Source organism: Burkholderia glumae LMG 2196 = ATCC 33617 (assembly GCF_000960995.1).
Classification (GTDB): Bacteria; Pseudomonadota; Gammaproteobacteria; order Burkholderiales; family Burkholderiaceae; genus Burkholderia; species Burkholderia glumae.
The window spans coordinates 3,555,080-3,581,022 of record NZ_CP009435.1 but is presented as its reverse complement, the minus strand read 5'-3'; the positions used below and the strand labels follow the sequence as shown (position 1 = coordinate 3,581,022).

General features: G+C 67.7%; 20 protein-coding genes, 1 tRNA gene and 1 pseudogene. 11 read left to right on the top strand and 11 right to left on the bottom strand.

Translation table 11 applies throughout. The annotated features are described in order from the left end of the window. Nucleotides 1-27 precede the first annotated feature (27 nt). The 4 genes from glnA to KS03_RS28540 all read left to right on the top strand — a co-directional run bounded on the left by glnA (nucleotide 28) and on the right by KS03_RS28540 (nucleotide 6,558). Nucleotides 28-1,443, top strand: coding sequence for a type I glutamate--ammonia ligase (gene glnA, locus KS03_RS28555; RefSeq protein ID WP_015876446.1), 1,416 nt, complete (start codon nucleotides 28-30; stop codon nucleotides 1,441-1,443). A gap of 164 nt (nucleotides 1,444-1,607) precedes the next feature. After that, nucleotides 1,608-2,750 (top strand): nitrogen regulation protein NR(II), encoded by a 1,143-nt coding sequence (gene glnL, locus KS03_RS28550; protein ID WP_015876445.1) that lies wholly within the window; start codon nucleotides 1,608-1,610, stop codon nucleotides 2,748-2,750. Nucleotides 2,751-2,789: 39 nt separating this feature from the next. After that, a complete protein-coding gene (ntrC, locus tag KS03_RS28545; protein ID WP_015876444.1) occupies nucleotides 2,790-4,277 on the top strand; it encodes a nitrogen regulation protein NR(I) in 1,488 nt (495 codons plus the stop codon). Nucleotides 4,278-4,449: 172 nt separating this feature from the next. Next, the gene (locus KS03_RS28540) at nucleotides 4,450-6,558 is read left to right on the top strand and encodes a prolyl oligopeptidase family serine peptidase (protein ID WP_017432490.1); all 2,109 of its coding nucleotides are present in this window, start codon (nucleotides 4,450-4,452) and stop codon (nucleotides 6,556-6,558) included. A gap of 61 nt (nucleotides 6,559-6,619) precedes the next feature. Here KS03_RS28540 and xth read toward each other — a convergent pair whose 3' ends face one another. Beyond that, nucleotides 6,620-7,396, bottom strand: a complete 777-nt coding sequence (xth, locus tag KS03_RS28535) for an exodeoxyribonuclease III (RefSeq protein WP_015876442.1) — start codon at nucleotides 7,394-7,396, stop codon at nucleotides 6,620-6,622. Nucleotides 7,397-7,570: 174 nt separating this feature from the next. Between xth and KS03_RS28530 the strand changes: the two genes are divergently transcribed. Both KS03_RS28530 and KS03_RS28525 read left to right on the top strand, forming a co-directional pair. Then, nucleotides 7,571-7,647, top strand: a tRNA-Met gene (locus KS03_RS28530). A 581-nt stretch (nucleotides 7,648-8,228) separates the two neighbouring features. Continuing rightward, entirely contained in the window at nucleotides 8,229-8,855 is a 627-nt protein-coding gene (locus KS03_RS28525; RefSeq protein ID WP_015876441.1) for a TetR/AcrR family transcriptional regulator, read from the top strand. 72 nt (nucleotides 8,856-8,927) lie between these two features. Here KS03_RS28525 and KS03_RS28520 read toward each other — a convergent pair whose 3' ends face one another. Together KS03_RS28520 and KS03_RS32205 are read right to left on the bottom strand one after the other, a co-directional pair. Next, the gene (locus KS03_RS28520) at nucleotides 8,928-9,476 is read right to left on the bottom strand and encodes a sigma-70 family RNA polymerase sigma factor (protein WP_015876440.1); all 549 of its coding nucleotides are present in this window, start codon (nucleotides 9,474-9,476) and stop codon (nucleotides 8,928-8,930) included. A gap of 112 nt (nucleotides 9,477-9,588) precedes the next feature. Then, nucleotides 9,589-9,888: a hypothetical protein gene (locus KS03_RS32205; RefSeq protein ID WP_162486902.1), complete on the bottom strand. Its 300-nt coding sequence runs from the start codon at nucleotides 9,886-9,888 to the stop codon at nucleotides 9,589-9,591. Here KS03_RS32205 and KS03_RS28515 point away from each other — a divergent pair. From KS03_RS28515 to KS03_RS28505, 3 genes are all read left to right on the top strand, one after another. Beyond that, nucleotides 9,887-10,522 carry a cytochrome b/b6 domain-containing protein gene (locus KS03_RS28515; RefSeq protein WP_167343617.1) on the top strand — a complete coding sequence of 212 codons (636 nt, stop codon included), beginning with the start codon at nucleotides 9,887-9,889 and terminating at the stop codon, nucleotides 10,520-10,522. The two genes, KS03_RS32205 and KS03_RS28515, sit on opposite strands and share 2 nt — an antisense overlap. A 50-nt stretch (nucleotides 10,523-10,572) precedes the next feature. After that, complete coding sequence (locus KS03_RS28510; RefSeq protein WP_015876438.1) at nucleotides 10,573-11,355, top strand: molybdopterin-dependent oxidoreductase; 783 nt, start codon at nucleotides 10,573-10,575, stop codon at nucleotides 11,353-11,355. Nucleotides 11,356-11,427: 72 nt separating this feature from the next. Beyond that, nucleotides 11,428-11,676 carry a pentapeptide MXKDX repeat protein gene (locus tag KS03_RS28505; RefSeq protein ID WP_017432487.1) on the top strand — a complete coding sequence of 83 codons (249 nt, stop codon included), beginning with the start codon at nucleotides 11,428-11,430 and terminating at the stop codon, nucleotides 11,674-11,676. 634 nt (nucleotides 11,677-12,310) lie between these two features. Here the strand turns inward: KS03_RS28505 and KS03_RS28500 are convergent. From KS03_RS28500 to KS03_RS28485, 4 genes and pseudogenes are all read right to left on the bottom strand, one after another. Then, nucleotides 12,311-12,646 (bottom strand): annotated as a pseudogene (locus KS03_RS28500) (aspartate/glutamate racemase family protein); the annotation flags it as partial. A 161-nt stretch (nucleotides 12,647-12,807) separates the two neighbouring features. Continuing rightward, the gene (cysC, locus tag KS03_RS28495; protein ID WP_045678988.1) at nucleotides 12,808-13,320 is read right to left on the bottom strand and encodes an adenylyl-sulfate kinase; all 513 of its coding nucleotides are present in this window, start codon (nucleotides 13,318-13,320) and stop codon (nucleotides 12,808-12,810) included. 5 nt (nucleotides 13,321-13,325) lie between these two features. Beyond that, complete coding sequence (locus KS03_RS28490) at nucleotides 13,326-13,562, bottom strand: hypothetical protein (protein WP_217908203.1); 237 nt, start codon at nucleotides 13,560-13,562, stop codon at nucleotides 13,326-13,328. Between the two features lie 215 nt (nucleotides 13,563-13,777). Next, nucleotides 13,778-14,413, bottom strand: coding sequence for a LysE family translocator (locus tag KS03_RS28485; protein ID WP_015876434.1), 636 nt, complete (start codon nucleotides 14,411-14,413; stop codon nucleotides 13,778-13,780). 498 nt (nucleotides 14,414-14,911) lie between these two features. On the opposite strand from KS03_RS28485, the gene dinB reads away from it, so the two are divergent. Next, the gene (gene dinB, locus KS03_RS28480) at nucleotides 14,912-16,231 is read left to right on the top strand and encodes a DNA polymerase IV (RefSeq protein WP_217908204.1); all 1,320 of its coding nucleotides are present in this window, start codon (nucleotides 14,912-14,914) and stop codon (nucleotides 16,229-16,231) included. Nucleotides 16,232-16,339: 108 nt separating this feature from the next. On the opposite strand, the gene KS03_RS28475 is transcribed toward dinB, so the two are convergent. The 4 genes from KS03_RS28475 to fixL form a co-directional block, all read right to left on the bottom strand. Then, entirely contained in the window at nucleotides 16,340-18,427 is a 2,088-nt protein-coding gene (locus KS03_RS28475) for a M3 family metallopeptidase (RefSeq protein WP_015876432.1), read from the bottom strand. Nucleotides 18,428-18,665: 238 nt separating this feature from the next. After that, a complete protein-coding gene (gene folD, locus KS03_RS28470; RefSeq protein ID WP_015876431.1) occupies nucleotides 18,666-19,526 on the bottom strand; it encodes a bifunctional methylenetetrahydrofolate dehydrogenase/methenyltetrahydrofolate cyclohydrolase FolD in 861 nt (286 codons plus the stop codon). Between the two features lie 304 nt (nucleotides 19,527-19,830). Continuing rightward, a complete protein-coding gene (fixJ, locus tag KS03_RS28465) occupies nucleotides 19,831-20,469 on the bottom strand; it encodes an oxygen response regulator transcription factor FixJ (RefSeq protein ID WP_015876430.1) in 639 nt (212 codons plus the stop codon). Next, nucleotides 20,466-22,970, bottom strand: coding sequence for an oxygen sensor histidine kinase FixL (fixL, locus tag KS03_RS28460; protein ID WP_015876429.1), 2,505 nt, complete (start codon nucleotides 22,968-22,970; stop codon nucleotides 20,466-20,468). The genes fixJ and fixL overlap by 4 nt, the downstream gene beginning before the upstream one ends. Before the next feature lie 263 nt (nucleotides 22,971-23,233). Between fixL and aceE the strand changes: the two genes are divergently transcribed. Next, nucleotides 23,234-25,930, top strand: a complete 2,697-nt coding sequence (gene aceE, locus KS03_RS28455; protein WP_017432360.1) for a pyruvate dehydrogenase (acetyl-transferring), homodimeric type — start codon at nucleotides 23,234-23,236, stop codon at nucleotides 25,928-25,930. Nucleotides 25,931-25,943: the final 13 nt, after the last annotated feature.

Below are 25,943 nucleotides of genomic sequence, written 5' to 3'. Positions count from 1 at the left end.
GAATTGTTCAATCCAGGAGAAGAGGTTATGAGTAAAACCGTCGCCGACGTCATGCAGCTCGTGAAGGACGAGGACGTCAAGTTTGTCGATTTCCGCTTCACCGATACGCGCGGCAAGGAACAGCACGTCTCGGTGCCGGTGTCGGCTTTTGACGAAGACAAGTTCGAGAGCGGCCATGCGTTCGATGGTTCGTCGATCGCCGGCTGGAAGGGGATCGAAGCGTCGGACATGCTGCTCATGCCGGATCCGGCGGCGGCGTTCATCGACCCGTTCTACGAGGAATCGACGCTGGTGCTGACCTGCGACGTGGTCGAGCCGGCCGACGGCAAGGGCTATGAGCGCGACCCGCGCTCGCTCGCCAAGCGCGCCGAAGCCTACCTGAAGAGCACCGGCATCGGCGACACGGCGTTCTTCGGTCCGGAGCCGGAATTCTTCATTTTCGACTCGGTCCAGTGGAACACGGACATGTCGGGCACCTTCGTGAAGATCAATTCCGAGGAAGCCCCGTGGTCGTCGGGCAAGGAATTCGAAGGCGGCAACACGGGCCACCGTCCGGGCACCAAGGGCGGCTACTTCCCGGTCGCGCCGGTCGACACGTTCCAGGACATGCGTTCGGAGATGTGCCTGCTGCTCGAGCAGATCGGCATCCCGGTCGAAGTGCATCACCACGAAGTGGCGGGCCAGGGCCAGAACGAAATCGGCACGAAGTTCTCGACGCTGGTCGAGCGCGCCGACTGGACGCAATGGCTCAAGTACATCGTCCACAACGTCGCGCACTCGTATGGCAAGACGGCCACCTTCATGCCCAAGCCGGTGGTGGGCGACAACGGCTCGGGCATGCACGTTCACCAGTCGATCTGGAAGGACGGCCAGAACCTGTTCGCGGGCAACGGCTACGCGGGCCTGTCGGAAACGGCGCTGTTCTACATCGGCGGCATCATCAAGCATGCGCGCGCGCTGAACGCGATCACGAACCCGACCACGAACTCGTACAAGCGTCTGGTCCCGCACTTCGAGGCACCGGTCAAGCTGGCCTACTCGGCACGCAACCGCTCGGCGTCGATCCGCATTCCGCACGTGTCGAACCCGAAGGGCCGCCGCATCGAGACGCGCTTCCCGGACCCGATGGCCAACCCGTACCTGTGCTTCTCGGCGCTGCTGATGGCCGGCCTGGACGGCATCCAGAACAAGATCCATCCGGGCGAGGCCGCCGACAAGAACCTGTACGACCTGCCGCCGGAAGAGGATGCGAAGATCCCGACCGTGTGCGCCGGCCTCGACCAGGCGATCGAAGCGCTCGACAAGGACCGCGAGTTCCTGACGCGCGGCGGCGTGTTCACCGATGCGATGATCGACGCGTACCTGGGCCTGAAGGAACAGGAACTCGCGAAGTTCCGCATGACCACGCACCCGGTCGAGTTCGAGATGTACTACTCGCTGTAAGCGGCGATGGCGCTTCGTCACGTCATCGAGCGAAGCGCCGCCCCGCCGTCCGGCCCACGGCAGCCGCGCGCTGCCGTGAGCCGCGAACATGCGAAGGGGACGGCCTCCGGCCGTCCCTTTTTCGTTGCAGGGTTTTTTCAGCAAGGAACGGGTTCCCAAGCAAGATGGTTCTGAAGAATCTGATCAAGGCCAGGGCAGGGCAGCCGGAGCGGCTGTCGGACGATGAGCGGCTGCTCCGCTCGGGGCTGCTCGCGGGGCTCGAGGCACTGCCCACGGTGGTGCTGGTGCTCGACCGCCGCACGCTGCGCATCGCATTCGCGAATCCGTCGGCCGAGTCGATGCTCGACATCTCGCGCCGCCAGCTCGCGCAGATGCCGTGGAGCGACCTGTTTCCGAATTCCACCGAACTGGCCACCACCATCACCGCGATCGGCGAGGGGCGCTTCCAGGCCACCCATCTCGACACCGTGCTCGAGCGGCCCGGCCGCGAGGCGCTGCACGTGCATGCGATCGTCGGTTTCCTCGAGGACGCGCCCGACTACGTGCTGGTCGAGCTGTTCGAGAACGAGCGGCAGTCGCGCACCGACCGCGAGGAGCGGATCCACGACCTGACCGCGGTCAACAAGCACCTGATCCGCAATCTCGCGCACGAGATCAAGAACCCGCTGGGGGGGATCCGCGGCGCCGCGCAGCTGCTCGAGTTCGAGCTCGGCGAGCGCGAGCGCGGCGAGCTGCGCGAATACACCCAGGTAATCATCAAGGAATCGGACCGGCTGCAGACGCTGGTCGACCGGCTGCTCGAACCGCACCGGCATCCGCATATCGTCGGCGACGTGAACGTCCATGAGGTGTGCGAGCGCGTGCGCGCCGTGATGCTCGCCGAATTCCCGCGCGGGCTCACCATCGAGCGCGACTACGACGTCAGCGTGCCGGACCTGCGCGGCGACAAGGAGCAGCTGATCCAGGCGCTGCTCAACATCGTGCGCAACGCCGCACAGGCCTTGCGCGAGCGGATCGCGCAGGGCGACGCGCGCATCGAGCTGCGCACGCGCGTGGCGCGCAAGATCACGATCGGCAAGAAACTGTTCAAGCTGGCACTGGACTTGCACGTGATCGACAACGGTCCCGGCATTCCCGAGGACATCCGCGATCGGATTTTCTACCCGCTCGTGTCGGGGCGCGAGGACGGCAGCGGCCTCGGCCTCACGCTCGCGCAGACCTTCGTGCAGCAGCACGACGGCACGATCGAGGTGGAAAGCCGTCCGGGCCGCACCGAATTTCAGATTTTGCTGCCGCTCGACCATTGAGCGGCGGCGCCGCGACTCACTGAGACATCTGACCGACCTATGAAGCCGATCTGGATAGTAGACGACGACCAATCGATCCGCTGGGTGCTTGAAAAGGCGCTCGCACGCGACAGCTTCGCGACCCGGAGCTTTTCGAACGTGCGCGACGCGCTGGCCGCGCTCGATCATGAATCGCCGCAGGTGCTGGTGTCCGACATCCGCATGCCGGGCGGTTCGGGCCTCGAGCTGCTGCAGGCCATGCACGAGCGCCTGCCGGGGCTGCCCGTCATCATCATGACCGCGTTCTCCGACCTCGACAGCGCGGTGGCCGCGTTCCAGGGCGGCGCGTTCGAATATCTGGCCAAGCCGTTCGACGTCGACAAGGCCATCGAGCTTATCCGGCGCGCGGTGGAGGAAAGCCTGCGCGGCGGCGTGCCCGACGACGACAAGCTCACCGAGGCGCCCGAGATGCTCGGCCAGGCGCCCGCGATGCAGGACATGTTCCGCGCCATCGGCCGGCTCTCCCACTCGGCCGCGACCGTGCTGATCACCGGCGAATCGGGCACCGGCAAGGAGCTCGTCGCGCGCGCGCTGCACCGTCACAGCCCGCGCTCGAACGGGCCGTTCATCGCGCTGAACACCGCGGCGATCCCGAAGGACCTGCTGGAGTCCGAGCTGTTCGGCCATGAGCGCGGCGCGTTCACGGGCGCGCAGACCACGCGCCAGGGCCGCTTCGAGCAGGCCGAGAACGGCACGCTGTTCCTCGACGAAATCGGCGACATGCCGTTCGATCTGCAGACGCGCCTGCTGCGCGTGCTGTCGGACGGGCAGTTCTACCGCGTGGGCGGCCACAATCCGCTGCGCGCCAACGTGCGCGTGATCGCGGCGACCCACCAGAACCTCGAATCGCGGGTGCGCCAGGGCCTGTTCCGCGAGGACTTGTACCATCGCCTCAACGTGATCCGGCTCAGGCTGCCGCCGCTGCGCGAGCGCAGCGAGGACATCCCGCTGCTGACCAAGCATTTCCTGCAGAAGAGCGCGCGCGATCTCGGCGTCGAGCCCAAGCGCGTGTCCGACGACGCGCTCGCCTACCTCAGCGCGCTGCCGTTCCCCGGCAACGTGCGCCAGCTCGAGAACCTCGCGAACTGGCTGACCGTGATGGCGCCGGCGCAGACCGTCGAGATCAAGGACCTGCCGCCCGATCTCGGTCCCGCCCAGGCCGCGCCCGGCGAGGGCGTGACGCCGGCGGCCGTGGCCGCCAGCACCGACGCGCTGCCCAACAGCGCGACGGCCGCGGTGCCGGTGCCGGCCGCGCCCGCCGCGTCGAGCAATCCGGCCTGGGAGCAGGGCTTGCGCAGCGAGGTGGCGCGCCTGCTGCGCGAGAATTCGGCCGACGTGATGGACGAACTCGCGCGGCGCTTCGAGGCCGCCGTGATCCGCGAGGCGCTCGATTTCACGCGCGGGCGCAAGGTCGAGGCGGCCGAGCGGCTCGGCATCGGCCGCAACACGATCACGCGCAAGATTCAGGAACTGCATCTGGAGCCTTGAGCAGCGCGCGCCGGCCGCGGCTGGCCGGCGCGTCGTTCGGGGTCGAACGCAGCCGCCCGTGGCGCAATGCGACCACCCATTCGGCGGCGGCCCGGCGGCGTCCTTCGCCGCGCTTTCACCGCCTGCCGCACGATCGGACATAATCGGGGTTTGCCTTCCAGCCGAACCCGAGATGTCCGATTCGCTTCACTGGCCCGCCGGGCCGGATCCGTTCAAGTTCCTCGAATCGCTCGACAGCCGGCGCGCCCGCGCCTGGGTCGAGGCGCAGAACGCGCGCACGCATGCCGCGCTGCGCGACGACGAGGCCTATCGCGCGCTGGTCGCGCGCCTCGCGCAGGCCTACCTGCCGCGCGAGCGCCCGGTGATTCCGGCACGCTGGCGCGAGTGGGCCTACGATCTCTGGCAGGACGACCGGCATCCGAAGGGGCTCTGGCGCCGCACGCGCTGGGACGACTGGCGCGCCGGCCAGCCGCACTGGGACGTGCTGCTCGACGTCGACGCGCTCGGCGCGCACGAGCGCGAGTCCTGGGTGTTCGAGCACGACGCGATCCTCTATCCCGACGGCGACCGCGCGCTGCTGTCGCTGTCGCCGGGCGGGGCCGATGCGGTCGTGATCCGCGAGTTCGACCTGACGCGGCGCTGCTTCGTGACGGACGGCTTCACGATCGACTCGCCCGGCAACCACACCATCGACTGGATCGATCGCGACACCGTCTACGTCAGCTGGGAGCGCGACGCGGCGTCCGTCACCGAAGCCGGCTATCCCTACGAAGTGCGGCGCTGGACACGCGGCACGGCGCTCGCCGAGGCGCCCGTCGTGTTTCGCGGCGAGCCCGACGACATCAGTGCCGGCGCCGGCTACGATCCGATCGACGAGCGCCACACCGCGTGGCGCAGCGTCGATTTCTTCGATGTCCATACTTACCGGCTGGCCGCCGACGGCAGCTGGGCGCGCTACGACGTGCCCGCGCATGTGGTGGTCGGCTTCTGGCGCGGCTGGCTGATATTGGAGCCGCGCCTCGACTGGGATTGCGAGGGCACGCGGCATGCCGGCGGCTCGCTGCTGGCAATCCGCGAGGACGCGTTCCTGGCCGGCGCGCGAGGGTTTACGACGCTGTTCGCGCCGGGGCCGTCCACCTCGGCCTGCACCTGGACCCACACGCAGGGGCTGCTGATCGCGAGCTGGCTCGACGACGTGCGCAACCGCACGCTGCTCTGGCAGCCCGTGCTGCAGGACGGCGGCGGCTGGCGCTGGGAGTCGCGGCCGTTCGCCTGGCCGAACGAGGCCGAGATCGATCTCGAGCCGGTCGAATCGACGCTCGGCGACGAGGTGTTCGTCGACGCCGACACGTTCCTCGATCCGCCAGAGTGCTGGCTCGCCGATCTCGCGGACCGGGCCGACGATGCCGCCGCGCGCCGCGTGTTGCTCGACCGTCCGCCGGTGCAGTTCGACTCGGCCGGGCTCGTGGTGCGGCGCGCCACGGCGCGCTCGCGCGACGGCACCGCGGTGCCCTACACGCTGATCGGTCCGCGCGATGCGCTCGAGCCGGGCAACGGGGCGGCGCGCACGGCGCGGCCTTGCCTGCTGTCGGGTTACGGCGGCTTTGCGATTCCCAACCTGCCGGCCTATAGCGACGCGCTCGGCATCGCCTGGCTCGAACGCGGCGGCGTGGCCGCGTTCGCGCACATCCGCGGCGGCGGCGAATTCGGCTCGCGCTGGCATACCGACGCGCAGCGCGAGCACCGGCAGCGCTCGTTCGACGATTTCATCGCGGTGGCCGAGGATCTGATCGCGAGCGGCGTGACCACCGCCGCGCAGCTCGGCATCGAGGGCGGCAGCAACGGCGGGCTGCTGGTGGCCGCCTGCATGGTGCAGCGGCCCGAGCTGTTCGGCGCGGTGCTCTGCCAGGTGCCGCTGCTCGACATGCGACGCTATCCGAAGCTGCATGCGGGCGCGGCCTGGATCGACGAGTATGGCGATCCCGACGACCCGCTGCAGGGCGCGGCGCTGGCCGCCTATTCACCGTACCAGCGCGTGCGCGCGGACGTGGTCTACCCGCCGCTGCTGCTGACCACCTCGACGCGCGACGATCGCGTCCATCCCGCCCATGCGCGCAAGATGGCCGCGCGCATGCAGTCGCTCGGTCATGAGCAGATCTGGTACTGGGAGAACACCGACGGCGGCCACGGCAGCGCCGACGACCTCGAACGCGCCGAATCGGACGCGGCCGAGTTCGGCTTCCTCTGGACCCATCTGGGGCCGGCCCCAGCCAAGGGCTGACGCGGCGCGCGGCCGAACCGGCGCGTGACGGTGCCCGCGCGCGTGTTGCGCACGGGCAGGCTCATTCGACGAGCGCGAAGATGGGCGCGTGATCGGACGGCTGTTCCCAGCCGCGCGGCTCGCGGTCCACCTCGCAGGCGCGCAGCGTCGTGGCCAGCGCCGGCGACAGCAGGATGTGGTCGATCCGCAGCCCCGCGTTGCGGCGGAAGCCGAGCATCCGGTAGTCCCACCACGTAAAGGTCTTCTCGGGCTGCTCGAAGCGGCGAAACGCGTCGACCAGGCCCATCCCGAGCAGCGCCGCGAAGTGCGCGCGCTCCTGCGGCGACACCAGATTCTGGCCCTCCCACTTGGCCGGATCGTGGACGTCGCGATCCTCGGGGGCGATGTTGTAGTCGCCGAGCAGCGCGAGCTTCGGATGACGCGCGAGTTCGTCCTTGAGCCAGGCTTGCAGCGCATCGAGCCACTGCATCTTGTAGGCGAACTTGTCGGTGCCGGGTGCCTGGCCGTTCGGGAAATAGGCGGAGACGATCCGCACGCCGTTGACGGTTGCCGCGATCACGCGCTGCTGCGCGTCCTCGAAGCCGGGGATGTTCTTCACCACGTCGGTCTCGTCCACGCCAAGTGTGTCGCGCACCAGGATCGCCACGCCGTTGTAGGTCTTCTGGCCCGTGAACCAGCTGCGATAGCCGGCCGCCTCGAGGTCGGCCTTCGGGAATTTTTCGTCGGGCAGCTTCAGTTCCTGCAGGCACAGCACATCGGTTTGGCTCGAGGCGAGCCAGTCGAGCACGTGCTGCTTGCGCACGTTCAGGGAGTTGACGTTCCAGGTGGCGATTTTCATCGGGAGGCGGGGGTCCGTGGTGATCCGAGGCGAGGCCGGCGGCGCGGGCCGCGCGGCACGACGGGGAGTGTACCAGCGCAGAGGATCGGCTCAGCCCGCGGCGCGCGCGTGCAATGTTTTGCGCGATTGTGTTTGACACGAATGCTCAACACCCATATACTTGCATTTCTCTGACGCGGGGTGGAGCAGTCTGGCAGCTCGTCGGGCTCATAACCCGAAGGTCGTAGGTTCAAATCCTACCCCCGCAACCAAACACAACGAACCTGTGCCGCGCCCAGACCTTGCGCGATTCGTTCGACAGAAACCCGGCCCGATGCCGGGTTTTTTGTTTTCCGGCGCGCCGGTCGCAAGCCCTGCGCGCATCGCACGTCACGTATTGCCCCCCCCCCTTCGATTACCTTGCCATCTTGTCGGGCCGCGCGCCGCTGGCGACCTGCGGATGCGCGGTGAGCGGCGCCCCGGCGCCTGCCGCGAGAATCGGCCGCGTGCAGCGCGGCAGGTGGCCAAGCCCGCAGCCCCTTTCGAGGCAGACTAGGCGCCTCTGCCGGTCGAGCCGCGCGACAGGGCGGCAGCGAGCAGGCCGATCACCGGCTCGCCATGCTCGAACGAGCCGGACGCAGCGGGGCGGGCAGCGTGACGCCGAGCGCGGCGAGCCGTTGCGGGGGGGCGAGGTCGTGGATGCGGGCATCGGGAAGCGCTCCGGATCGCGAGCGGCCGCGGCACGCGGCAGGGAGCGCGCTCGGCGCGGCGCGGGCATTCCAGAACGATTGCACTAAAATGCGATGTCCGGCGCAGGCTTGCCGCCGGGACGAATCCACGGAGGAATCAAGCGATGGCCCGCCCACGCGAATTCGACGAGGACGCCGCGCTCGACGCCGCAATCGCGCAGTTCTGGTCGCATGGTTACGAATCCACTTCGGTGCGCGAGCTGGCCGCGATGATGGGTATGACGGGCGCGAGCGTCTACAACGCGTTCGGCGACAAGCGCGCGCTCTACGAGCGGGCCTTCGAGCGCTACGTTGCCCGCGGTTTTCGTGAGCGCGAGCATCGCTTCGAGACGCAATTGCCGCCGCGCGATGCGATAGCCGCGTTGTTCGGCGAAATCATCCGCCTGAGCGTGCACGACCCGCAGCGGCGCGGCTGCCTGATCGTCAACGCCTCGATGGAGCTGGCGCGGCACGACTACGGGTTTCGCGACGCGCTCGAAACCACTCTGAAGGACATCGAGTCTTTCTTCCTGCGCTGCGTGAAGGCCGGGCAGGCCGACGGCACGATTCCGGCCGGACTCGTCGCCGGGGACGTCGCGAAGATGCTGTTCACGATGCTGATAGGGCTGCGCGTGCTGGCGCGCGTGCGGCCGCAGCGTGCGCTGCTGGAAGGCGCCGTGCGCCCCGCGCTCGCGGTGATCGGCGCCGCGTTGCCGCCGGCCAGGCCGCGTGTGCGACGCAGGGTGGCCTGAGCCTGCCGCGGTCGCGCTACCCGCGCAGCAGGCCTGCCCCAGCAGTACGCCGGCCGATCCCTTCCCCGGTTTTCATCGTTCGCCCCGGATCCGCGCGGCCAGCGCCTTCAGCCCACGATGCACGCCGACCTTCACGGCCGATTCCGAGAGGCCGGTCAGCGCGGCCGTCTCCGTTACCGACAGCCCCTGGAGCTTCACGTGCAGGATCGGCAGCCGCTGCTTGTCAGGCAGATGCGCGAGCAGCTTGCCGATGTCGCGGCGCGCCTGGGCGGGCTCGTCGTCGGGGGCGGTGAACAGGGCTTCGTGATCGTCGTCGAACGGCACGTCGAGCGCCTGGCGGCGGAACCGCGAGCGGAACAAGTCCATCAGCTTGTAGCGCGCGATCGCGTGGACCCAGGCGGTCAGCGGCTCGTCGGTGCGATAGGTGTGCCGCGCGTGGTGGACCGCGAGCAGGATCTCCTGGACGAGATCCTCGACGTCGTCGTGCAGCTGCGGAATGCGCTTGCGCAGGTAGCCGCGCAAGTGACGGGTCAGCTCCTGCAGAAAGCCGTGATAGGCCTTGGCATCGCCATCGAGTCCGCTGACGAACAGCGTTTTCAGGCGGTCTTCCGCTGCGTACAAGGGGTGTCCTGTGATGGCGGTGCGCAACGGCGCCGCCGCCGGGCTGGCATCGACCTTGAGCGGCGCGGACCGCGCGCCTGGGTGCGACGGCTCGAGTTTACGAACAAAGGTTTTAGAACAGGTGTTTTAGAATAGCCGAAGGTATTTTTCGTCGCAAGCGTGCCACCTGCTCGCCTCGAATCGGTGCCGTCTCCCCCGGCCTTGCGCCGCGTCCGCGCCGCGCCTGCGCGTCGCATGACCCGTTCCCTTCGATATTTATTTGATCGCCGCTGTAACCGGCGCGGCCGGCCCGTCGAATTGATGGTTGTGACCGGCGGCCGAGCGTGCCGTCCGGCACCCGGCGCGGCGCGATCTTGGCCGGCGCGCGCCGGCAATGGATGGCGGTGAACGGATTTCGCGTGGTACTCGACATGACACTCTCCTCGATTCGGCCGGCTGAGGCTCGCGGGCCGGCAGCGGCGGGACCGGTCCATCCGGTCTGGCTGCGCGTCTCGCACTGGCTCAACGCGCTGGCCGCGTTGCTGATGATGCTGTCCGGCTGGCGCATCTACGACGCCTCGCCGGTGTTCCCGGGCCTGACGTTTCCGCCCTCGTGGACGCTCGGCGGCTGGCTCGGCGGCGCGCTGCAATGGCACTTCGCCGCGATGTGGCTGCTGATGCTCAACGGCATCTTCTATCTGGCGGCGAACCTCGTGAGCCGGCGCTTTCCGGCGCGCTTCCTGCCGCTGTCGCCGCGCGCCGTGCTGCATGACCTGCGCGCGGCGCTGCGCGGGCGGCTCTCGCACGACGATCCGCGCCACTACAACGCGGTGCAGAAGTTCGCCTACCTGGCGGTCGTGCTCGACCTGATCGTGCTGGTGCTGTCGGGGCTGGCGATCTGGAAGTCGGTGCAGTTTCCGCTGCTGCGCGACCTGTTCGGCGGCTACGACAACGCCCGCGTCGTGCATTTCTGCGCGATGGCCGTGATGGCCGCGTTCTTGGTGGTGCATGTCGCGATGGTCGCGTTGGTGCCGCGTTCGCTGCTGACGATGCTGCGTGGACACTGAGCCGCCGAGCCGCTGGAGCGATCCGGCGACATGCCGAGAGAAATCGAGGAATGCAGATGAAAAAAACGAGTCAAGCGCTGACGCGCGCCGAACGCGACATCGTATTGGCCGACGCGCGCCGCGAACTCGCGATGCCCTCGCGCCGGCTGTTCGGCAAGCGCCTGATCACGCTCGGCGGCTTGTCGATGCTGACCGGCTGCACGCTCACCGACGATGCCTCGGTCGACGGCTTCCTGAGCGCCGTGTCGCGCCTGAACGATCGCGTGCAGGCCGCGCTGTTCGATCCGCATGCGCTCGCGCCCACCTATCGCGAGGCGCAGATCACGCGGCCGTTCCCGTTCAACGCGTTCTACGGCATCGACGAGGTGCCGGAGGTCGACGGCGCGGACTTCCGGCTCAGGCTCGGCGGCCTCGTGACGGGCCAGCGCGTCTGGACCCTGCCCGAACTCTACGCGCTGCCGCACGCCGAACAGATCACGCGGCACATCTGCGTGGAAGGCTGGAGCGCGATCGGCCGCTGGGGCGGCACGCCGTTCGCCGATTTCCTGCGGCGCGTGGGTGCCGACACGAGCGCGAAATACGTGGGCGTGCGCTGCGCGGACGACTACTATGAGAGCATCGACATGGCCACCGCGCTGCATCCGCAGACGCTGCTCGCGTTCGATTACGACGGCCAGCGGCTGCCGGCGAAATACGGCTATCCGATGAAGCTGAGGATTCCCACCAAGCTCGGCTACAAGAACCCGAAACACATCGTCGAAATTTTCGTGACGAATGTTTACCCCGGCGGCTATTGGGTCGATCAGGGCTACAACTGGTTCGGCGGAGCCTGACGGCTGCGCGATACGAACCGCGAACCGATCCGGTTCCCCCGGATCTTTTTTTACCCGGCAAGGAGAAATCTCATGAAGCAACTGATCACGGCGGTCATGGTGGCAACGCTCGGTCTTGGCGCGTCGGCGGCGTTCACGCAGGCAAGCGGTGCGATGGGCAACGATGCGATGTCGCATGACTCGATGAGCAAGGATGGCATGTCGCACGACTCGATGAGCAAGGGCGCGATGAAGCACGACTCGATGGGCAAGGGCAGCAAGATGAAGAAGCACGACGCGATGGGCATGTCGCATTCGGCTTCGGACGCGATGTCCAAGTAAGCGGCGCGCCGTCGAATCCGCGGCGCGCTTGTCGCGCCGTGTGCCGTCTCACCACAATGCCCGTGGTCTCGCGAGGGACCACGGGCATTGTCTTTCGCGGCGCGAAATAATTTTCGGCAAGGAGCTGTAGCCGAAGTCGCGGCGGTGCCGAATCGAGTGGCGCGCGATCGAAGCGAGGCCATCGCGGTCGCGCCTGAACCGCCCGCTGTCCGTGCCATCGCGCCGGCGTGCAAGCGGCCATTCGAATACTGACGAAGAGGTGAAACGGATGAAGCTCAAGCTGGTGACGGCATTGATGATGGCAGCGGTTCTGGCGGCCTGCGGCGGCGGCGACGACGTGCCGGCCCCACCACGCCGACCGTGCCCACCGCGCCGGTCACGCCGCCCGCGGCCGCCAAGACCGCGCAGCTGTTCGCGCAGACCAAGGACCCGCAGAACGCGGTGCTGCATTTCATTCGGATGCGGACGGTACGCCGACGGCGAAGCCGAGCGTCGCGACGCGCGTCTGCGGCACCAACGGCGTGAACTACTTCATGGGCAACATTGTTGCGGCCGAGGCGCTGACCAGCAACAACAGCGTGATCGTCTCGCCCGGCGGCACGCGCCTGTTCGTCGCCAACGCCGGCGACAACAGTAGCTCCGCGCCGGCCAGGTCTGCGACGTGCAGGAACGGCAGCGTCACGGCCGCCGCGATCGAGTCGGCCACGCGGTGCATGGTGTTGGTGTCGAGCACCACGAAATCGGCGCCGGCCGCCTCCAGCCGGCGCGCCGCGTCGGCCATGCAGGCGCCGAGCGCGGGCCAGTCGTGCGCGCTTTGCAGCGCCTCGATCTCGGCGAAGTCGACTGTCATCAGCACGCTCTTCGCGTTGTGGTGGCCGCCGTGCAGCGCTTTCGAATGCCGGTCGATCAGCCAGTAGTATTCCGCCGACGATTCCCAGCTCATCCCGCCGATCAGGCCGATCGTCTTCATTTGCGCGCCTCGTGCGCTGGGGTGTCGGGCTGCCGAGTATTGGCCCGCGCACGCACCTGGCGGCGGTACGGTTGCGGCCCGGAACAACCAGTACGGATGCCGCGGGCGGACCATGCCGGGGGTGGTGGCCGCGCCGCCGCGTAGCGACGCGGCGCGGCTGCTCAGGCCACCGCGGTCCGACGCTGCCGGCGCAGCTGTCCGGCGATGCGCTCGACCGAGGCAGCCACCTCCTCTTGCGAGGTGTCGACCGTGACGTCGGCCGCACCGGGCTGCTCGTAGGTATCGGACACGCCCGTGAACTGCGCGAGCTTGCCTTGCATCGCCTTCGCGTACATGCCCTTCGGATCGCGCTCGCGGCAGATGTCGAGCGGCGTGGCGATGAAGGTCTCGACGAAGCCCTCGCCGACGATGCCGCGCGCGAGGTCGCGGTGCGCCTGCAGCGGCGAGATCGTCGCCACGATCACCACGTAGCTCTCCTGGCGGAACAGCGCCGCGACGTGCGCGAAGCGGCGGATGTTCTCGTTGCGGTCGGCGGCGCTGAAGCCGAGGTCCGAGCAGAGGCCGCCGCGCAGCGTGTCGCCGTCGAGGATGATGGTGCGCACGCCGCGCGCCTTCAGTGCTTCATGCAGCGCCTTCGCGATGGTGCTCTTGCCGGCGCCGGGCAGGCCGGTCATCCAGATCACCGGATGCGCCTGCGCGAGGAAAGCGCGCGCGTCGCCGCCAGTTCGGCGCGAATGTCCTGCCGCGCGAACGGAATCCGGTTTTGCTCCAGATAGCGCACGAATGGCTCGGCCAGCGCTTCGTCGCACTGGTCCGCGTCCGCAAACCACACTTCGACGGGCTGGTCGAGTTCGATCAGCCGTCCCACCACATACCAGCTCGATAAACCACCGCCTGCCAATACGATCGTCGTCATCGAAATTGCCTTGAAGAATTCCGGCGCGCGATCAAATCATCCGCGCCGCGTGAATGTCGTGGCGTGTCGCCGGTAAGTCGAAGCACCGTGCCGCAGGCGCGCGTCATCATGTGCCGCAATGCGGCACGCGTGATCGGGTGGTTTGAGGGTGTTTTTATTTTGAAGCGGGACGGCGGCCTGAATCGCCATGGGCCGCCCGATTCAATTGCCGCGAATTACTGCCGGAATACCGCCAGTTTGGTGGCGAGCCCGAGAAAGAAAACACCGAGCGTGCGATCGATCCAGGTCGCGGCCTTTTGATTGGCGCGAATCCGGGCGGCGAGCCGGTCGCCGAGCAGGATCAGCGGCGGCTCCACCAGCGCCGCCACCGCGATGATCATGATGCCGTGGACGGCAAGCTGCAGCGGCACCGGGCCGGCGCCGTCCACCACGAACTGCGGCAGCAGCGCGAGGAAGAAGATCGCGACCTTCGGGTTGAGGATGTCGATGAAGGCACCCTGGAAAAACACTTCCGAGATGGTGCGCGACCTGGCCGGCTCGTTGATATGGAACGCGCCGGCCTTCGACAGCAGTGCCTGGATGCCGAGCCAGGTCAGGTAGGCCACGCCCACCCACTTGACGATCAGGAACATGGTGGCCGACGTGTAGAGGATCGCCGACAGCCCGATCGCCGCGCACGACACGTGGAACAGCGCGCCCACCCAGATCCCCAGCATCGCGGCGAAACCGTGGCGCCGGCCGCTCTTCAGCGTATTGCCGAGAATGAACGCGATATCCGGGCCGGGAGAGATATTGAGCAGAATCGCCATCGACAAAAAAGCGATCCAGTGAGCGAAATCGTAATTCAGCATGAATTCATCCGTATCCGGTCGAATCTCGATGCGGCAGCGTGTGATGCGCGCCCGCCGGTGAATCCGAAACGTTCGACGCAATCACTGCGGACTGTGGCGTGAGCGGCGGCTCGTGGCAGCCCGATAGAGAATAAGCAGCCATTTCGGGCACGGCAAGCCTTTGCTTGAAAAATTTCTTCGATTGCTTACTTTTCGTCCCGATTTTTCGATTATGAAATAAAGCTGTCCCGACAAATCAAGATAATTGAGTAAATAATGCGTGGATAAACGCCTGGTCAGACGTCTAATCTGCAATATTGAACGAATTAAATAAGGGTTCGATTTTGAATTCGAATGGCGGGTAAATCCCGATCGCCATTTGCTGCGGTTGATTATCCGCGGCGCCTGTTCGTCTGCGTAAGCGGGGCGCCTTTGCGCCCGCGCCGGCGGCGCCGGGAAAAATTTCGCGTCTGCAACCTTCGGTCAGGTCCGCGCGCGCTTTCACGTGATAATGCTGTTTTGCCCCGCCCCGACACCGTGAGTTCCCCCGCGCCCGCTCCGGATTCCGTCGCGCCGGCCCTTGCCGCGGCCGGCGCGCACGCGTTCGTGCGCAAGATCATTCATCTCGACTGCGACTGCTTCTACGCGTCGGTCGAGATGCGCGACGACCCCTCGCTGCGCGGCCGTCCGCTCGCGGTGGGCGGCCGGCCCGACCGGCGCGGCGTGATCGCCACCTGCAACTACGAGGCGCGGCGCTACGGCGTGCATTCGGCGATGTCGTCGGCGCTGGCGATGCGCAAGTGCCCGGACCTGCTGATCCTGCCGCCGTCGATGGACAAGTACCGGATCGCCTCGCGCGCGATCATGGAGATCTATCGCGACTACACGGCCGAGGTCGAGCCGCTCTCGCTCGACGAGGCCTACCTCGACGTGAGCCGCACCGGGCGCTGCCAGGGCAGCGCGACGCTGATCGCGCGCGAGATCCGCGCGCGCGTGCGCGACACGGTGGGCGTGACGGTCTCGGCCGGGGTCGCGCCGAACAAGTTCGTCGCCAAGATCGCTTCCGACTGGAACAAGCCCGACGGCCTGTTCGTGGTGCGGCCGCACGAGGTGGACGCGTTCGTGGCGGCGCTGCCGGTGCGCAAGCTGTTCGGCGTCGGCCGCGTCACCGCGGGGCGGCTCGAGCGGCTCGGCATCGAGACCTGCGCGCAACTGCGCGAATGGTCGCTGTTCGACCTGCATCGCGAGTTCGGCGCGTTCGGCCGGCGCCTGCACGAGTTGTCGCACGGCATCGACGAGCGCCGCGTGCGCGCCGACCGCGAGCGCAAGTCGGTCAGCGTCGAGACCACCTATGTCCACGATCTCACCACGCTCGAACAGTGCGCCGCGGAAATGCGCCGGCTGGTGCCGCAGCTCGACGCGCGCATCGAGCGCGCCGGCGCGCGCCGGCTGGTCCGCAAGCTCTACGTGAAGATCCGCTTTGCCGATTTCCAGCGCACCACGGTGGAATGCGTGGCCGACGCGACCGACGTGCAGACCGCCATCGCGCTGCTGGGCAAGGGGCTCGCACGGCGGCCGCAGGCGGTGCGGCTGCTCGGCGTGGGCGTGCGCGTCGACGAGGACACGGCCGAGCGCCACGGCCAGATCGCGTTGTTCGACGACGAAGCGGACGCGCACGAACGGGAGGGCGAGGCGGGGGCGGGCGTCATTGACGCCGTGGTCGACGCGGCCGACCAGAGCAACCCAGCAGATGCGCCGGCGAGCCTTGCCGGCGACGTTGCCGATGCAGGCGACCAAGCGCGCGAGAACGACGGCCCCGCCGAACCCGGCTCGGCATGAAAGAACGGCGCCCGTATGACCGGGCGCCGTTCGGTACAGCGAGGCGCGGCGGGCCGGCAGCCCGCGCCCGCCCGGCGAATCAGGCGGCACGGCTGCCCGGACTCGGCCTCAGTGCGCGGCGGCCGTCATGCCGTTGTGGCGCAGCAGCGCGTCGATTTCCGGCTCGCGGCCGCGGAACGCCTTGAACGAGTCCATCGCGGGCCGGCTGCCGCCGACCTCGAGGATCTCGCGGCGGTAGCGCGTGCCGGTGGCGGCGTCGAGCACCGTGCCGCCGGCCTTGGCCGCTTCCTCGAAGGCCGCGTAGGCGTCGGCCGACAGCACCTCGGCCCACTTGTAGCTGTAGTAGCCGGCCGCGTAGCCGCCCGCGAAGATGTGGCTGAACGTGTTCGGCCAGCGCGAGAACGGCGCCTGCGGGATCACGTGGAAGCGCTCGTTGATCTCGCGCGCGAACTCGACGGCGTTCTGCGCGCCGGCCGGATCGAAATCGACGTGCAGCAGCATGTCGTACATCGAGAACACGATCTGGCGCAGCGTGCCGAGCCCGCTCTGGAAGTTCTTCGCGGCCAGCATCTTGTCGAACAGTTCGCGCGGCAGCGAGGCGCCCGTCTCGACATGCGACGACATCGACGGCAGCACGTCCCATTCCCAGCAGAAGTTCTCCATGAACTGTGACGGCAGCTCCACGGCGTCCCACTCCACGCCGTTGATGCCCGACACGCCGAGTTCCTCGACGCGCGTGAGCATGTGGTGCAGTCCGTGGCCGAACTCGTGGAACAGCGTGATCACCTCGTCGTGGGTGAAGCAGGCCGGCTTGCCGCCGACGGGCGCGGAGAAGTTGCAGGTCAGGTAGGCCACCGGCGTCTGCACCAGCGTGCCGCGCTTCGCGCGCGAGCGTGCGTCGTCCATCCAGGCGCCGCCGCGCTTGCCCTCGCGCGCGTAGAGGTCGAGATAGAACTGCGCGACCAGCGTGCCGTCCGGGTTCTCGACCCGGAAGAAGCGCACGTCCGGATGCCAGACCGGCGCCTCGTCGCGGCGGATCTTCACGCCGAACAGCGTCTCGGTGACGGTGAACAGGCCCTTCAGCACGGCCGGCTCGGGGAAATACTGCTTCACCTCGTTTTCCGAGAACGCGTAGCGCTGCTGGCGCAGCTTCTCGGCGGCATAGGCCACGTCCCACGGCGCCAGCTCGCGCAGGCCGAGCGTGTCGGCCGCGAACGCGCGCAATTCGTCCCAGTCGCGCTCGGCATGCGGGCGCGCGCGCACCGCGAGATCCTCGAGGAAGGCGATGACCTGGGCCGGCGATTCGGCCATCTTCGGTGCGAGCGAGACCTCGGCGAAGTTGGCGTAGCCGAGCATCTGCGCTTCCTCGCGGCGCAGCGCCAGCGTGTCGGCGACGATCTTCGTGTTGTCCCATTCGGCCTTGCCGCCGCCGTACTGCGGGCCCAGCTCGGAGGCGCGCGTCACGTAGGCGCGGTAGAGCGTCTCGCGCATCGCGCGGTTCTCGGCGTACTGCAGCACCGGGAAGTAGGACGGGAAGTGCAGCGTGAACTTCCAGCCGGCCTTGTCCTCGCGCTGGGCGGCCTCGCGCGCGGCCGCGATCGCGTCGTCGGGCAGGCCGCGCAGCTCGTCCTCGGTCTGCGCGTAGTACGCGTAGCCGTTGGTGGCGTCGAGCACATGATCCGAAAACGCCTTCGACAGCGCCGCCTGCTGCTCCTGCAACTCGGCGAAGCGCGGCTTGCGGTCTTCCGGCAGCTCGGCGCCCGACAGGCGGAAGTCGCGCAGCGAGTTGTCGAGGATCTTGCGGCGCTCGGCCGAGAGCGTGGCGTATTCGGCGCCGGCTGCGATCGCCTTGTACTTCTCGTAGAGCGCAAGGTTTTGCCCCACGCTCGACCAGAACTCGGTCACGCGCGGCAGGTTCTCGCCGTAGGCGGCGCGCAGCTCGGGCGTATCGGCCACCGCGTTCAGGTGGCCGACCACGCCCCAGGCGCGGCCGAGCGGCTCGGTCACGCGCTCGACCGTCTCGACCACGTCGGCCCAGGTGGCGGGCGTGGCCGGATCGGCGGCGCGCGCCACGGCATCCTCGGCCTGCTCGAGCAGCGTATCGAGGGCGGGCGTCACGTGCTCGGGACGGATTTCCGCGAAGCGGGGCAGGCCGGAGAAATCGAGAAGCGGATTGGCGTTGGCGCTGACGGACATGGGGCTCCCTGCGGGGTCGGATTGCGATGAACGGACGCGGCGGCGCTACCGCCGCATGACGACATTATTGGGGCGGGCCGGCCGGTTTCCAATCGGAAGTTACTAACGACGCGATTGATGCGGCCCGGGCAGCCTGCCTGGCGGGATGGAAAAACGGTAGGGGGACCGAGCGGGGAAGCCGGCGCGGGCCGGGCGCGCCTGGCGCGGCGAGGCCGCGACCGGGCCCGCGCGGCCGGGCTCAGGCCGCCGCGCCGGCCGCGCGCTCGGCGGCCTCGATGGTGTTGATCAGCAGCATCGTGATCGTCATCGGGCCGACGCCGCCCGGCACCGGCGTGACGAAGCCGGCCACCTCGCGGATCGCGTCGAAATCGATGTCGCCGCACAGCTTGCCTTCGTCGTTGCGGTTCATGCCGACGTCGATCACGGTCGCGCCGGGCTTGACCATCTCGGCCGTCAGCACGTTGCGCTTGCCGACCGCGGCCACCACCACGTCGGCGTTGCGCGTGTGGGCGGCCAGATCGCGCGTCCTGCTATGGCAGATCGTGACCGTCGCGCCGGCCTCGAGCAGCAGCATCGCCATCGGCTTGCCGACGATGTTCGAGCGGCCGATCACCACCGCGTTCGCGCCGGCCAGCTCGATACCGTGCGCCTCGAACATCTTCATCACGCCGTAGGGCGTGCAGGGGCGGAACAGCGGCTTGCCCGTCATCAGCGCGCCGGCGTTCGCGACGTGAAAGCCGTCCACGTCCTTCTCGGGAGCGATCGCCTCGATCACCTTGTGGCTGTCGATGTGCGGCGGCAGCGGCAGTTGCACGAGGATGCCGTGGATCCGCGGGTCGCGGTTCAGTTCGCCGATGCGCGCGAGCAGATCGGCCTCCGACAGCGTCGCCGGGTAGGCGTCCTTGAGCGAGAAGAAGCCGTGGTCCTCGCAGGCCTTGATCTTGTTGCGCACGTAGACCTCGCTGGCCGCGTTGTCGCCGACCAGCACGACCGCGAGGCCGGGACGATGGCCGCGCGCGGTGAGCGCCGCGGCGCGTTCGGCGGCTTGCGCGCGCAGGGTCTTCGAAAGGGCGTTGCCGTCGATCAGGGTGGCTGTCATGGTGGGATTCGATCCGAATGGGGGAGGCCGGCGCGGGCGGTGGGCGGAACACCGCCGCAACAAAGCACGGAATTATACCCATCGCTTGTCGGCATCCGACATCGATGCCGTGCGGCGCGTCACGCCGGCGCCGCCCGCGCCGGCCTCGGCCGATGCCGGCCCAAGAGGGTAGCCATGGCGCCGGGACCGGTTTCGTTCGCGTCGCTCGGCTAGCCACGCGGCAGCGCGCGCACGCGCCGATGCCGCGGCGCGCCGGACGGGCCGGCCGCACGCGACATGCCCGATCAAGCGGGCAGGCGCCGGCTTACGCCGGCTTCTTGGACAGCGCCAGGCGCAGCAGGTCGGCGACCGTGTTGACGTTGAGCTTTTCCATGATGTTCGCGCGGTGCGCCTCGACGGTCTTGATGCTGATGCCGAGGTCGTCGGCGATCTGCTTGTTGAGGCGGCCGGCGATGATCCGTTCGAGCACCTGCTGCTCGCGCGCGGTCAGCTTCGAGAGCCGCTCGCTCGCGGCGCGCTGCTCCTGCACGGTCTTGCTCTCGCTGCGCGCCTTGTTGAGCATGCGCTCGACCAGGCTGCGCAGCTCGGCTTCGTCGAACGGCTTCTCGATGAAGTCCATCGCGCCCTTCTTCATCGTCGAGACCGCCATCGGCACGTCGCCGTGGCCCGTCACGAAGATGATCGGCAGCGCGGCGTTGTCGGCGATCAGGCGCTCCTGCAGCTCGAGCCCGCTCATCCCCGACATTCGCACGTCGAGGATCAGGCACGCGATCTGGCCGGCCTGCTGGGCCGGCTGGTACGCGTCGAGAAACTGTTCCGCGCTCGAGAAGCATTGCACGCGATAGCCGTTCGCCTCCAGCAGCCAGCGCAGCGAATCGCGCACGGCCTCGTCATCGTCGACGACAAAGACGGTTTCCTGAGGGGTGGTGACAGGGCTATTCATATCTCTCCCGTAACAGTGTGTGATGCCACGCCGCCGCGGCCGTGGTTCTCGGGTGCCCCGATGGGCAGGCTGCAATGGAACGTCGCGCCGGAGACGCGGCCGTCCGCCTCGATGTTGTTGACGACCCAGAGCCGCCCGCGGTGCGACTCGATGATCGATCGACAGATATTAAGCCCCATGCCCATGCCGTCGGACTTGGTGCTGTAGAACGGTTCGAACAGACGCTCGGCGCTGGCCTCGTCGACGCCCGGGCCCTGGTCGATCACGCGGATGTCGACGAAGCCGGCCTCGAGGTCGGCCACCACGCGGATCAGTCCGTCGGCCTGCGGGTCCTTCACGTCGCCCATCGCCTCGGCGGCATTCTTCATCAGGTTCATCAGGACCTGCTCGATCAGCACCGGGTCCACATAGATGATAGGCATTCTGGCGCGGATTTCGGTGACGATCCGGATGCGCCGCTTGCGAGCCTCGATTTCGGCGAGTCCGACCGCGTCGGCGATGATGTCGGCCACGCGCGCGGCCTGCCGCTTGGGCTCGCTGCGCTTCACGAACTCACGGATGCGCTTGACGATCATGCCGGCGCGCAGCGCCTGCTGGGCGGTTTTTTCGAGCGCCGGCAGCAGCGTCTCGGCGGTGCCGCGCCCGCTCTTGACGAGCGCGACGGTGCCCGAGCAGTAGTTGTTGATGGCCGCGAGCGGCTGGTTCAGTTCGTGCGCGATCGACGAAGCCATTTCGCCCATCGTCATCAGACGGCTCGTGAACTGCAGCTTCTCTTCCTGCTGGTGTGCCAGTTCCTGGGCCTTCTTGCGGGTCGTGATGTCGGTGGCGATCTGCATCTGTGCCAAATGGCCGTCGACCCACTGGATGTATTGGCGGCGCACCTCGAACCACTTCTGGATGCTCTCGACGTAGACTTCCTGCGCGTCGGCCGTGCTCTCGGTCAGCGCGGTGGCGGGCAGCCCGGCGAACGCGTCGACCATGTCGATCGAGTCCGACGAGGCCTGGGTCGAGTCGAAGCCGCCGCCCGACAGCTCCAGGTGGCCGTCGGGACGAATCCCGAACAGGTGGCGGTAGTAGCGGTTGGCGAACAGCAGCTCGGCCTCGTCGGCGGCCAGCACCGAGACGGCCGCGTCGAGGCTTTCCAGCACCGTGGTGAAGCGCTCGTGCGCGGCGGCCAGCTCCTCGCGCGCGCGTTTCGGCTCGGTGATGTCGGTCATCGACGACATCCAGCCGGTCTGGCGGCCCGAGCTGTCGATCAGCGGCGAGACGTAGAGCCGCGCATGGAACATCGAGGCGTCCTTGCGGCGCACTCGCAGTTCGAAGCCCGAGGACGGCGCCTTGCCGCGCAGCGTCATGTCGAGCTGGCGCTGCATCTCCGGGTAGGCGTCGCGCGGCCAGTAGGGGAACGGCGCGACCTTGCCGACCAGGTCCTCCTCGTCCCAGCCCGTCATGCGGCAAAACGCTGGGTTCACGTGAGTGATGCGGCCGTGCATGTCGAGCACGCGCATGCCGATCAGCACTGAATTTTCCATCGCGCGGCGAAAGAACGCCTCCGCGTACAGCGCCTGCTGCGCCTCGAAGCGCTGTCGCGTGTGTTTCCAGAGGCTCCAGAGGCTCCAGAGCACGAAGCAGGACAGCCCCGCGACGAGCCAGACGAGCGTGTTGTTCGTCAGGTTCGTCATCTGCGGATACGCATAGACGCGCACCGTCAGGCCCTGGCCGGGCGGGTCGAGCGGCAGGTCGTAATGGGCGTCGCGCGGCAGCCGCGGGCGCGAGGAGGTCGAGGCCAGCTCGCGGTTGTTGACGTCGGTGATCGAAATCTTGTACTTCGCCGACAGCTCGGGCGGGATGTCGTGCTTGAGGATGCCCTCCACCGAGAACACCGTGGCGATCGAGCCCAGGTACTCGCGGTCGCGTGTGACGGGGGTCTGCAGCGTCACGAAGCCGTTGCCGAAATCGTCGTAGGCGAGCGCCGAGTAGGCCTGCCGGCGCGATTCGTGCGCGTCGCGCCAGGCGCCGCGCACGATCTCGGCCAGTTGCGCGTCGTTGGGCCGGGCGAGCCGCTGGCCGAGCGTCGGCAGCTGCATGTCGGGCCAGCGCGCGGTGCCGGGTGCCACATACCAGTTCAGATAGAGGATTTCCGGGTGCGCCTGCATCACGTCCCCGGCCGCGGCCTGGAAGCCGCGCTCGTCGATGCGGCCGAGCGCGACGTCGCGCGCGAACGCCTGCAGCTGCTCCTGGGCGCCCGTCATCGACAGGCGGATCTGCTGCTGGGCCCAGGCGACGTTGCGATAGAGGGTGTCTTCCTGCTGCTGCTGCTCGCGGCGGTTGAGGCTCCACAGAATCAGGCTCATCACCACCAGGAACACCAGGATCGACAGCAGCGGCGTCAACAGATAGGAATTGGACCACCACGGGCCGTGGTGCCAGCGGGACGGCTGCGAGTCGGCCGACGCACCGGACGCTCGCGCCGAGCGTGCGAATAGCCGATCGGTCAACATGGCACGCATTGTAGCTCAGGGGATTGCGGGCCAAACGCGGTGTCGCAATATTGAACTGAAAGCAAAACTTGTCGCCTGAAAGGGCGGCCGCAAGGGTGCGGCGCAGCATTATTTCATATCGCGAGAAACAATCTCACAACTCGAAAATTTAGTTGCATGGGGCTGGCCAGCCTCTTTACAATCCGCCGGGAGCTTGCCGCAGCCGCCGGAATCGGGTCGTCTGCACGCAGCGCGATCTCACACTCAGGACCCAGGAGACGAGCATGTCCGCTGTACCCAACGAAGTGATGAAGTACGTCGCCGCCGAGCAGGACGACGATTCGCAAGAAACCGTCGAATGGCTGGAGGCACTGGACGGCGTGATCTCGTCGGTCGGTCCGGGCCGAGCGCATTACCTCATCGAAAAGCAGATCGAGTTCGCCCGCATGCATGGCGAGCATCTGCCGTTTTCCGCGAACACCCCCTATATCAACACCATCCCGGTCGAGCGTCAGGCGAAGATCCCGGGCGATCAGGACGTCGAACACCGGATCCGCTCGTACACGCGCTGGAACGCGATCGCGATGGTGCTGCGCGCCGGCAAGGACACCAACGTCGGCGGCCACATCGCCTCGTTCGCGTCGGCCGCGACGCTCTATGACGTCGGCTTCAACCATTTCTGGCACGCGCCGTCCGAAGCGCACGGCGGTGACCTCGTGTTCGTGCAGGGCCACTCGTCGCCGGGCGTCTATTCGCGCGCGTTCCTGCTCGGCCGCCTGAGCGAGGAGCAGCTCGACAACTTCCGCCAGGAAGTCGGCGGCAACGGCATCTCGTCGTATCCGCACCCGTGGCTGATGCCGGACTTCTGGCAGTTCCCGACGGTGTCGATGGGCCTCGGCCCGATTATGGCGATCTACCAGGCGCGCTTCATGAAGTACCTGGAGGCGCGCGGCATCACCAAGACCGCGGGCCGCAAGGTTTGGGCCTTCCTCGGCGACGGCGAGACCGACGAGCCGGAATCGCTCGGCGCGATCGGCATGGCGAGCCGCGAGCGGCTCGACAACCTCGTGTTCGTGATCAACTGCAACCTGCAGCGCCTGGACGGTCCGGTGCGCGGCAACGGCAAGATCATCCAGGAACTCGAATCGGAATTCCGCGGTGCCGGCTGGAACGTCATCAAGGTGATCTGGGGCAGCCGCTGGGATTCGCTGCTGGCCCGCGACAAGTCGGGCGCGCTGATGCGCCGCATGATGGAAGTCGTCGACGGCGAATACCAGACCTACAAGTCGGAGTCCGGCGCGTTCGTGCGCGAGCACTTCTTCAACACGCCGGAACTGAAGGCGATGGTCGCCGACTGGTCGGACGACGACATCTGGAACCTGAACCGCGGCGGCCATGATCCGCACAAGATCTACGCGGCGTTCCACGAGGCCAGCAACACCAAGGGCGCGCCGACCGTGATCCTCGCCAAGACGATCAAGGGCTACGGGATGGGCGAAGCCGGCCAGGCGATGAACATCACCCACCAGCAGAAGAAGCTGCCGGTGGAACAGCTCAAGCGCTTCCGCGACCAGTTCCGTCTGCCGATCAGCGACGACGTGATCGCCGACGTGCCCTACCTGAAGTTCGAGGAAGGCTCGAAGGAACTCGAGTACATGCGCGCGCACCGCCAGGCGCTCGGCGGCTACCTGCCGCAGCGCCGCCAGAAGGCGCAGTCGCTGCCGGTGCCGGCGCTCGACGCGTTCGAGCCGCTGCTCAAGGGCACGGGCGAGGGCCGCGAGATATCGACCACGATGGCGTTCGTGCGGATCCTGAACATCCTGCTGAAGGACAAGGCGCTCGGCAAGCGCGTCGTGCCGATCGTGCCGGACGAGTCGCGTACCTTCGGCATGGAAGGCCTGTTCCGCCAGATCGGCATCTGGAACCAGCAGGGCCAGAAGTACGTGCCGGAAGATTCCGACCAGCTGATGTTCTACAAGGAATCGGAAACCGGCCAGATCCTGCAGGAAGGCATCAACGAAGCGGGCGGCATGTGCGACTGGATCGCGGCGGCGACCTCGTATTCGACGCACGGCGAGATCATGGTGCCGTTCTACATCTTCTATTCGATGTTCGGCTTCCAGCGCATCGGCGACCTGGCCTGGGCGGCGGGCGACATGCGCTCGCGCGGCTTCCTGCTGGGCGGCACTGCCGGGCGTACCACGCTCAACGGTGAAGGCCTGCAGCACGAAGACGGCCACTCGCTGCTGTGGGCGGCCTCGGTGCCGAACTGCGTGAGCTACGACCCGACCTTCGGCTACGAGCTCGCCGTGATCATCCAGAACGGCCTGCAGCGCATGGTGGCCGATCAGGAGGACGTGTACTACTACGTCACGGTGATGAACGAGAACTACGAGCACCCGGCGATTCCGCAGGGTGAGCACGTGGCGGCCGACATCATCAAGGGCATGTACGTGTTCCGCAAGGCCGAGGCCGACCAGAAGGCGCCCCGCGTGCAACTGCTCGGCGCGGGCACGATCTTCAACGAAGTGATCGCCGCCGCCGACCTGCTGAAGAACGACTGGGGCGTCGCCGCCGATCTCTGGAGCGTGCCGAGCTTCACCGAGCTCGCGCGCGAGGGCCACGAGGTCGAGCGCTGGAACCTGCTGAACCCCACCGAGGAGCGCCGCCTGTCGCATGTCCAGAGGCTGCTGAAGGACACGCAGGGCCCGGTGATCGCCTCGACCGACTACGTGCGCGCGCTGGCCGACCAGATCCGCGGCCAGATCGATCGCCGTTACGTGGTGCTCGGCACCGACGGCTATGGCCGCTCGGACACGCGCAAGGCGCTGCGCCACTTCTTCGAGGTGGATCGCCACTGGGTGACCGTCGCCGCGCTGAACGCGCTGGCCGACGAAGGCACGATCGACCGCAAGGTGGTCGCCGAGGCGATCAAGAAGTACGGCCTCGATCCGTCGAAACCCAATCCGATGACGGTTTAAACGCATACGTGCC

What these genes read in the sequence shown, in the direction of transcription:
- KS03_RS32205 (WP_162486902.1), bottom strand. Translation starts at nt 9,888, where the DNA reads ATGTCGAGTACCACGCGAAATCCGTTCACCGCCATCCATTGCCGGCGC.
- cysC (WP_045678988.1), bottom strand. Translation starts at nt 13,320, where the DNA reads ATGACCGGCCTGCCCGGCGCCGGCAAGAGCACCATCGCGAAGGCGCTG.
- KS03_RS28515 (WP_167343617.1), top strand. Translation starts at nt 9,887, where the DNA reads ATGACACTCTCCTCGATTCGGCCGGCTGAGGCTCGCGGGCCGGCAGCG.
- KS03_RS28540 (WP_017432490.1), top strand. Translation starts at nt 4,450, where the DNA reads ATGTCCGATTCGCTTCACTGGCCCGCCGGGCCGGATCCGTTCAAGTTC.
- folD (WP_015876431.1), bottom strand. Translation starts at nt 19,526, where the DNA reads ATGACAGCCACCCTGATCGACGGCAACGCCCTTTCGAAGACCCTGCGC.
- fixL (WP_015876429.1), bottom strand. Translation starts at nt 22,970, where the DNA reads ATGTTGACCGATCGGCTATTCGCACGCTCGGCGCGAGCGTCCGGTGCG.
- KS03_RS28505 (WP_017432487.1), top strand. Translation starts at nt 11,428, where the DNA reads ATGAAGCAACTGATCACGGCGGTCATGGTGGCAACGCTCGGTCTTGGC.
- aceE (WP_017432360.1), top strand. Translation starts at nt 23,234, where the DNA reads ATGTCCGCTGTACCCAACGAAGTGATGAAGTACGTCGCCGCCGAGCAG.
- KS03_RS28510 (WP_015876438.1), top strand. Translation starts at nt 10,573, where the DNA reads ATGCAGATGAAAAAAACGAGTCAAGCGCTGACGCGCGCCGAACGCGAC.
- fixJ (WP_015876430.1), bottom strand. Translation starts at nt 20,469, where the DNA reads ATGAATAGCCCTGTCACCACCCCTCAGGAAACCGTCTTTGTCGTCGAC.
- xth (WP_015876442.1), bottom strand. Translation starts at nt 7,396, where the DNA reads ATGAAAATCGCCACCTGGAACGTCAACTCCCTGAACGTGCGCAAGCAG.
- KS03_RS28475 (WP_015876432.1), bottom strand. Translation starts at nt 18,427, where the DNA reads ATGTCCGTCAGCGCCAACGCCAATCCGCTTCTCGATTTCTCCGGCCTG.
- glnL (WP_015876445.1), top strand. Translation starts at nt 1,608, where the DNA reads ATGGTTCTGAAGAATCTGATCAAGGCCAGGGCAGGGCAGCCGGAGCGG.
- ntrC (WP_015876444.1), top strand. Translation starts at nt 2,790, where the DNA reads ATGAAGCCGATCTGGATAGTAGACGACGACCAATCGATCCGCTGGGTG.
- KS03_RS28525 (WP_015876441.1), top strand. Translation starts at nt 8,229, where the DNA reads ATGGCCCGCCCACGCGAATTCGACGAGGACGCCGCGCTCGACGCCGCA.
- glnA (WP_015876446.1), top strand. Translation starts at nt 28, where the DNA reads ATGAGTAAAACCGTCGCCGACGTCATGCAGCTCGTGAAGGACGAGGAC.
- KS03_RS28485 (WP_015876434.1), bottom strand. Translation starts at nt 14,413, where the DNA reads ATGCTGAATTACGATTTCGCTCACTGGATCGCTTTTTTGTCGATGGCG.
- KS03_RS28490 (WP_217908203.1), bottom strand. Translation starts at nt 13,562, where the DNA reads ATGACGACGATCGTATTGGCAGGCGGTGGTTTATCGAGCTGGTATGTG.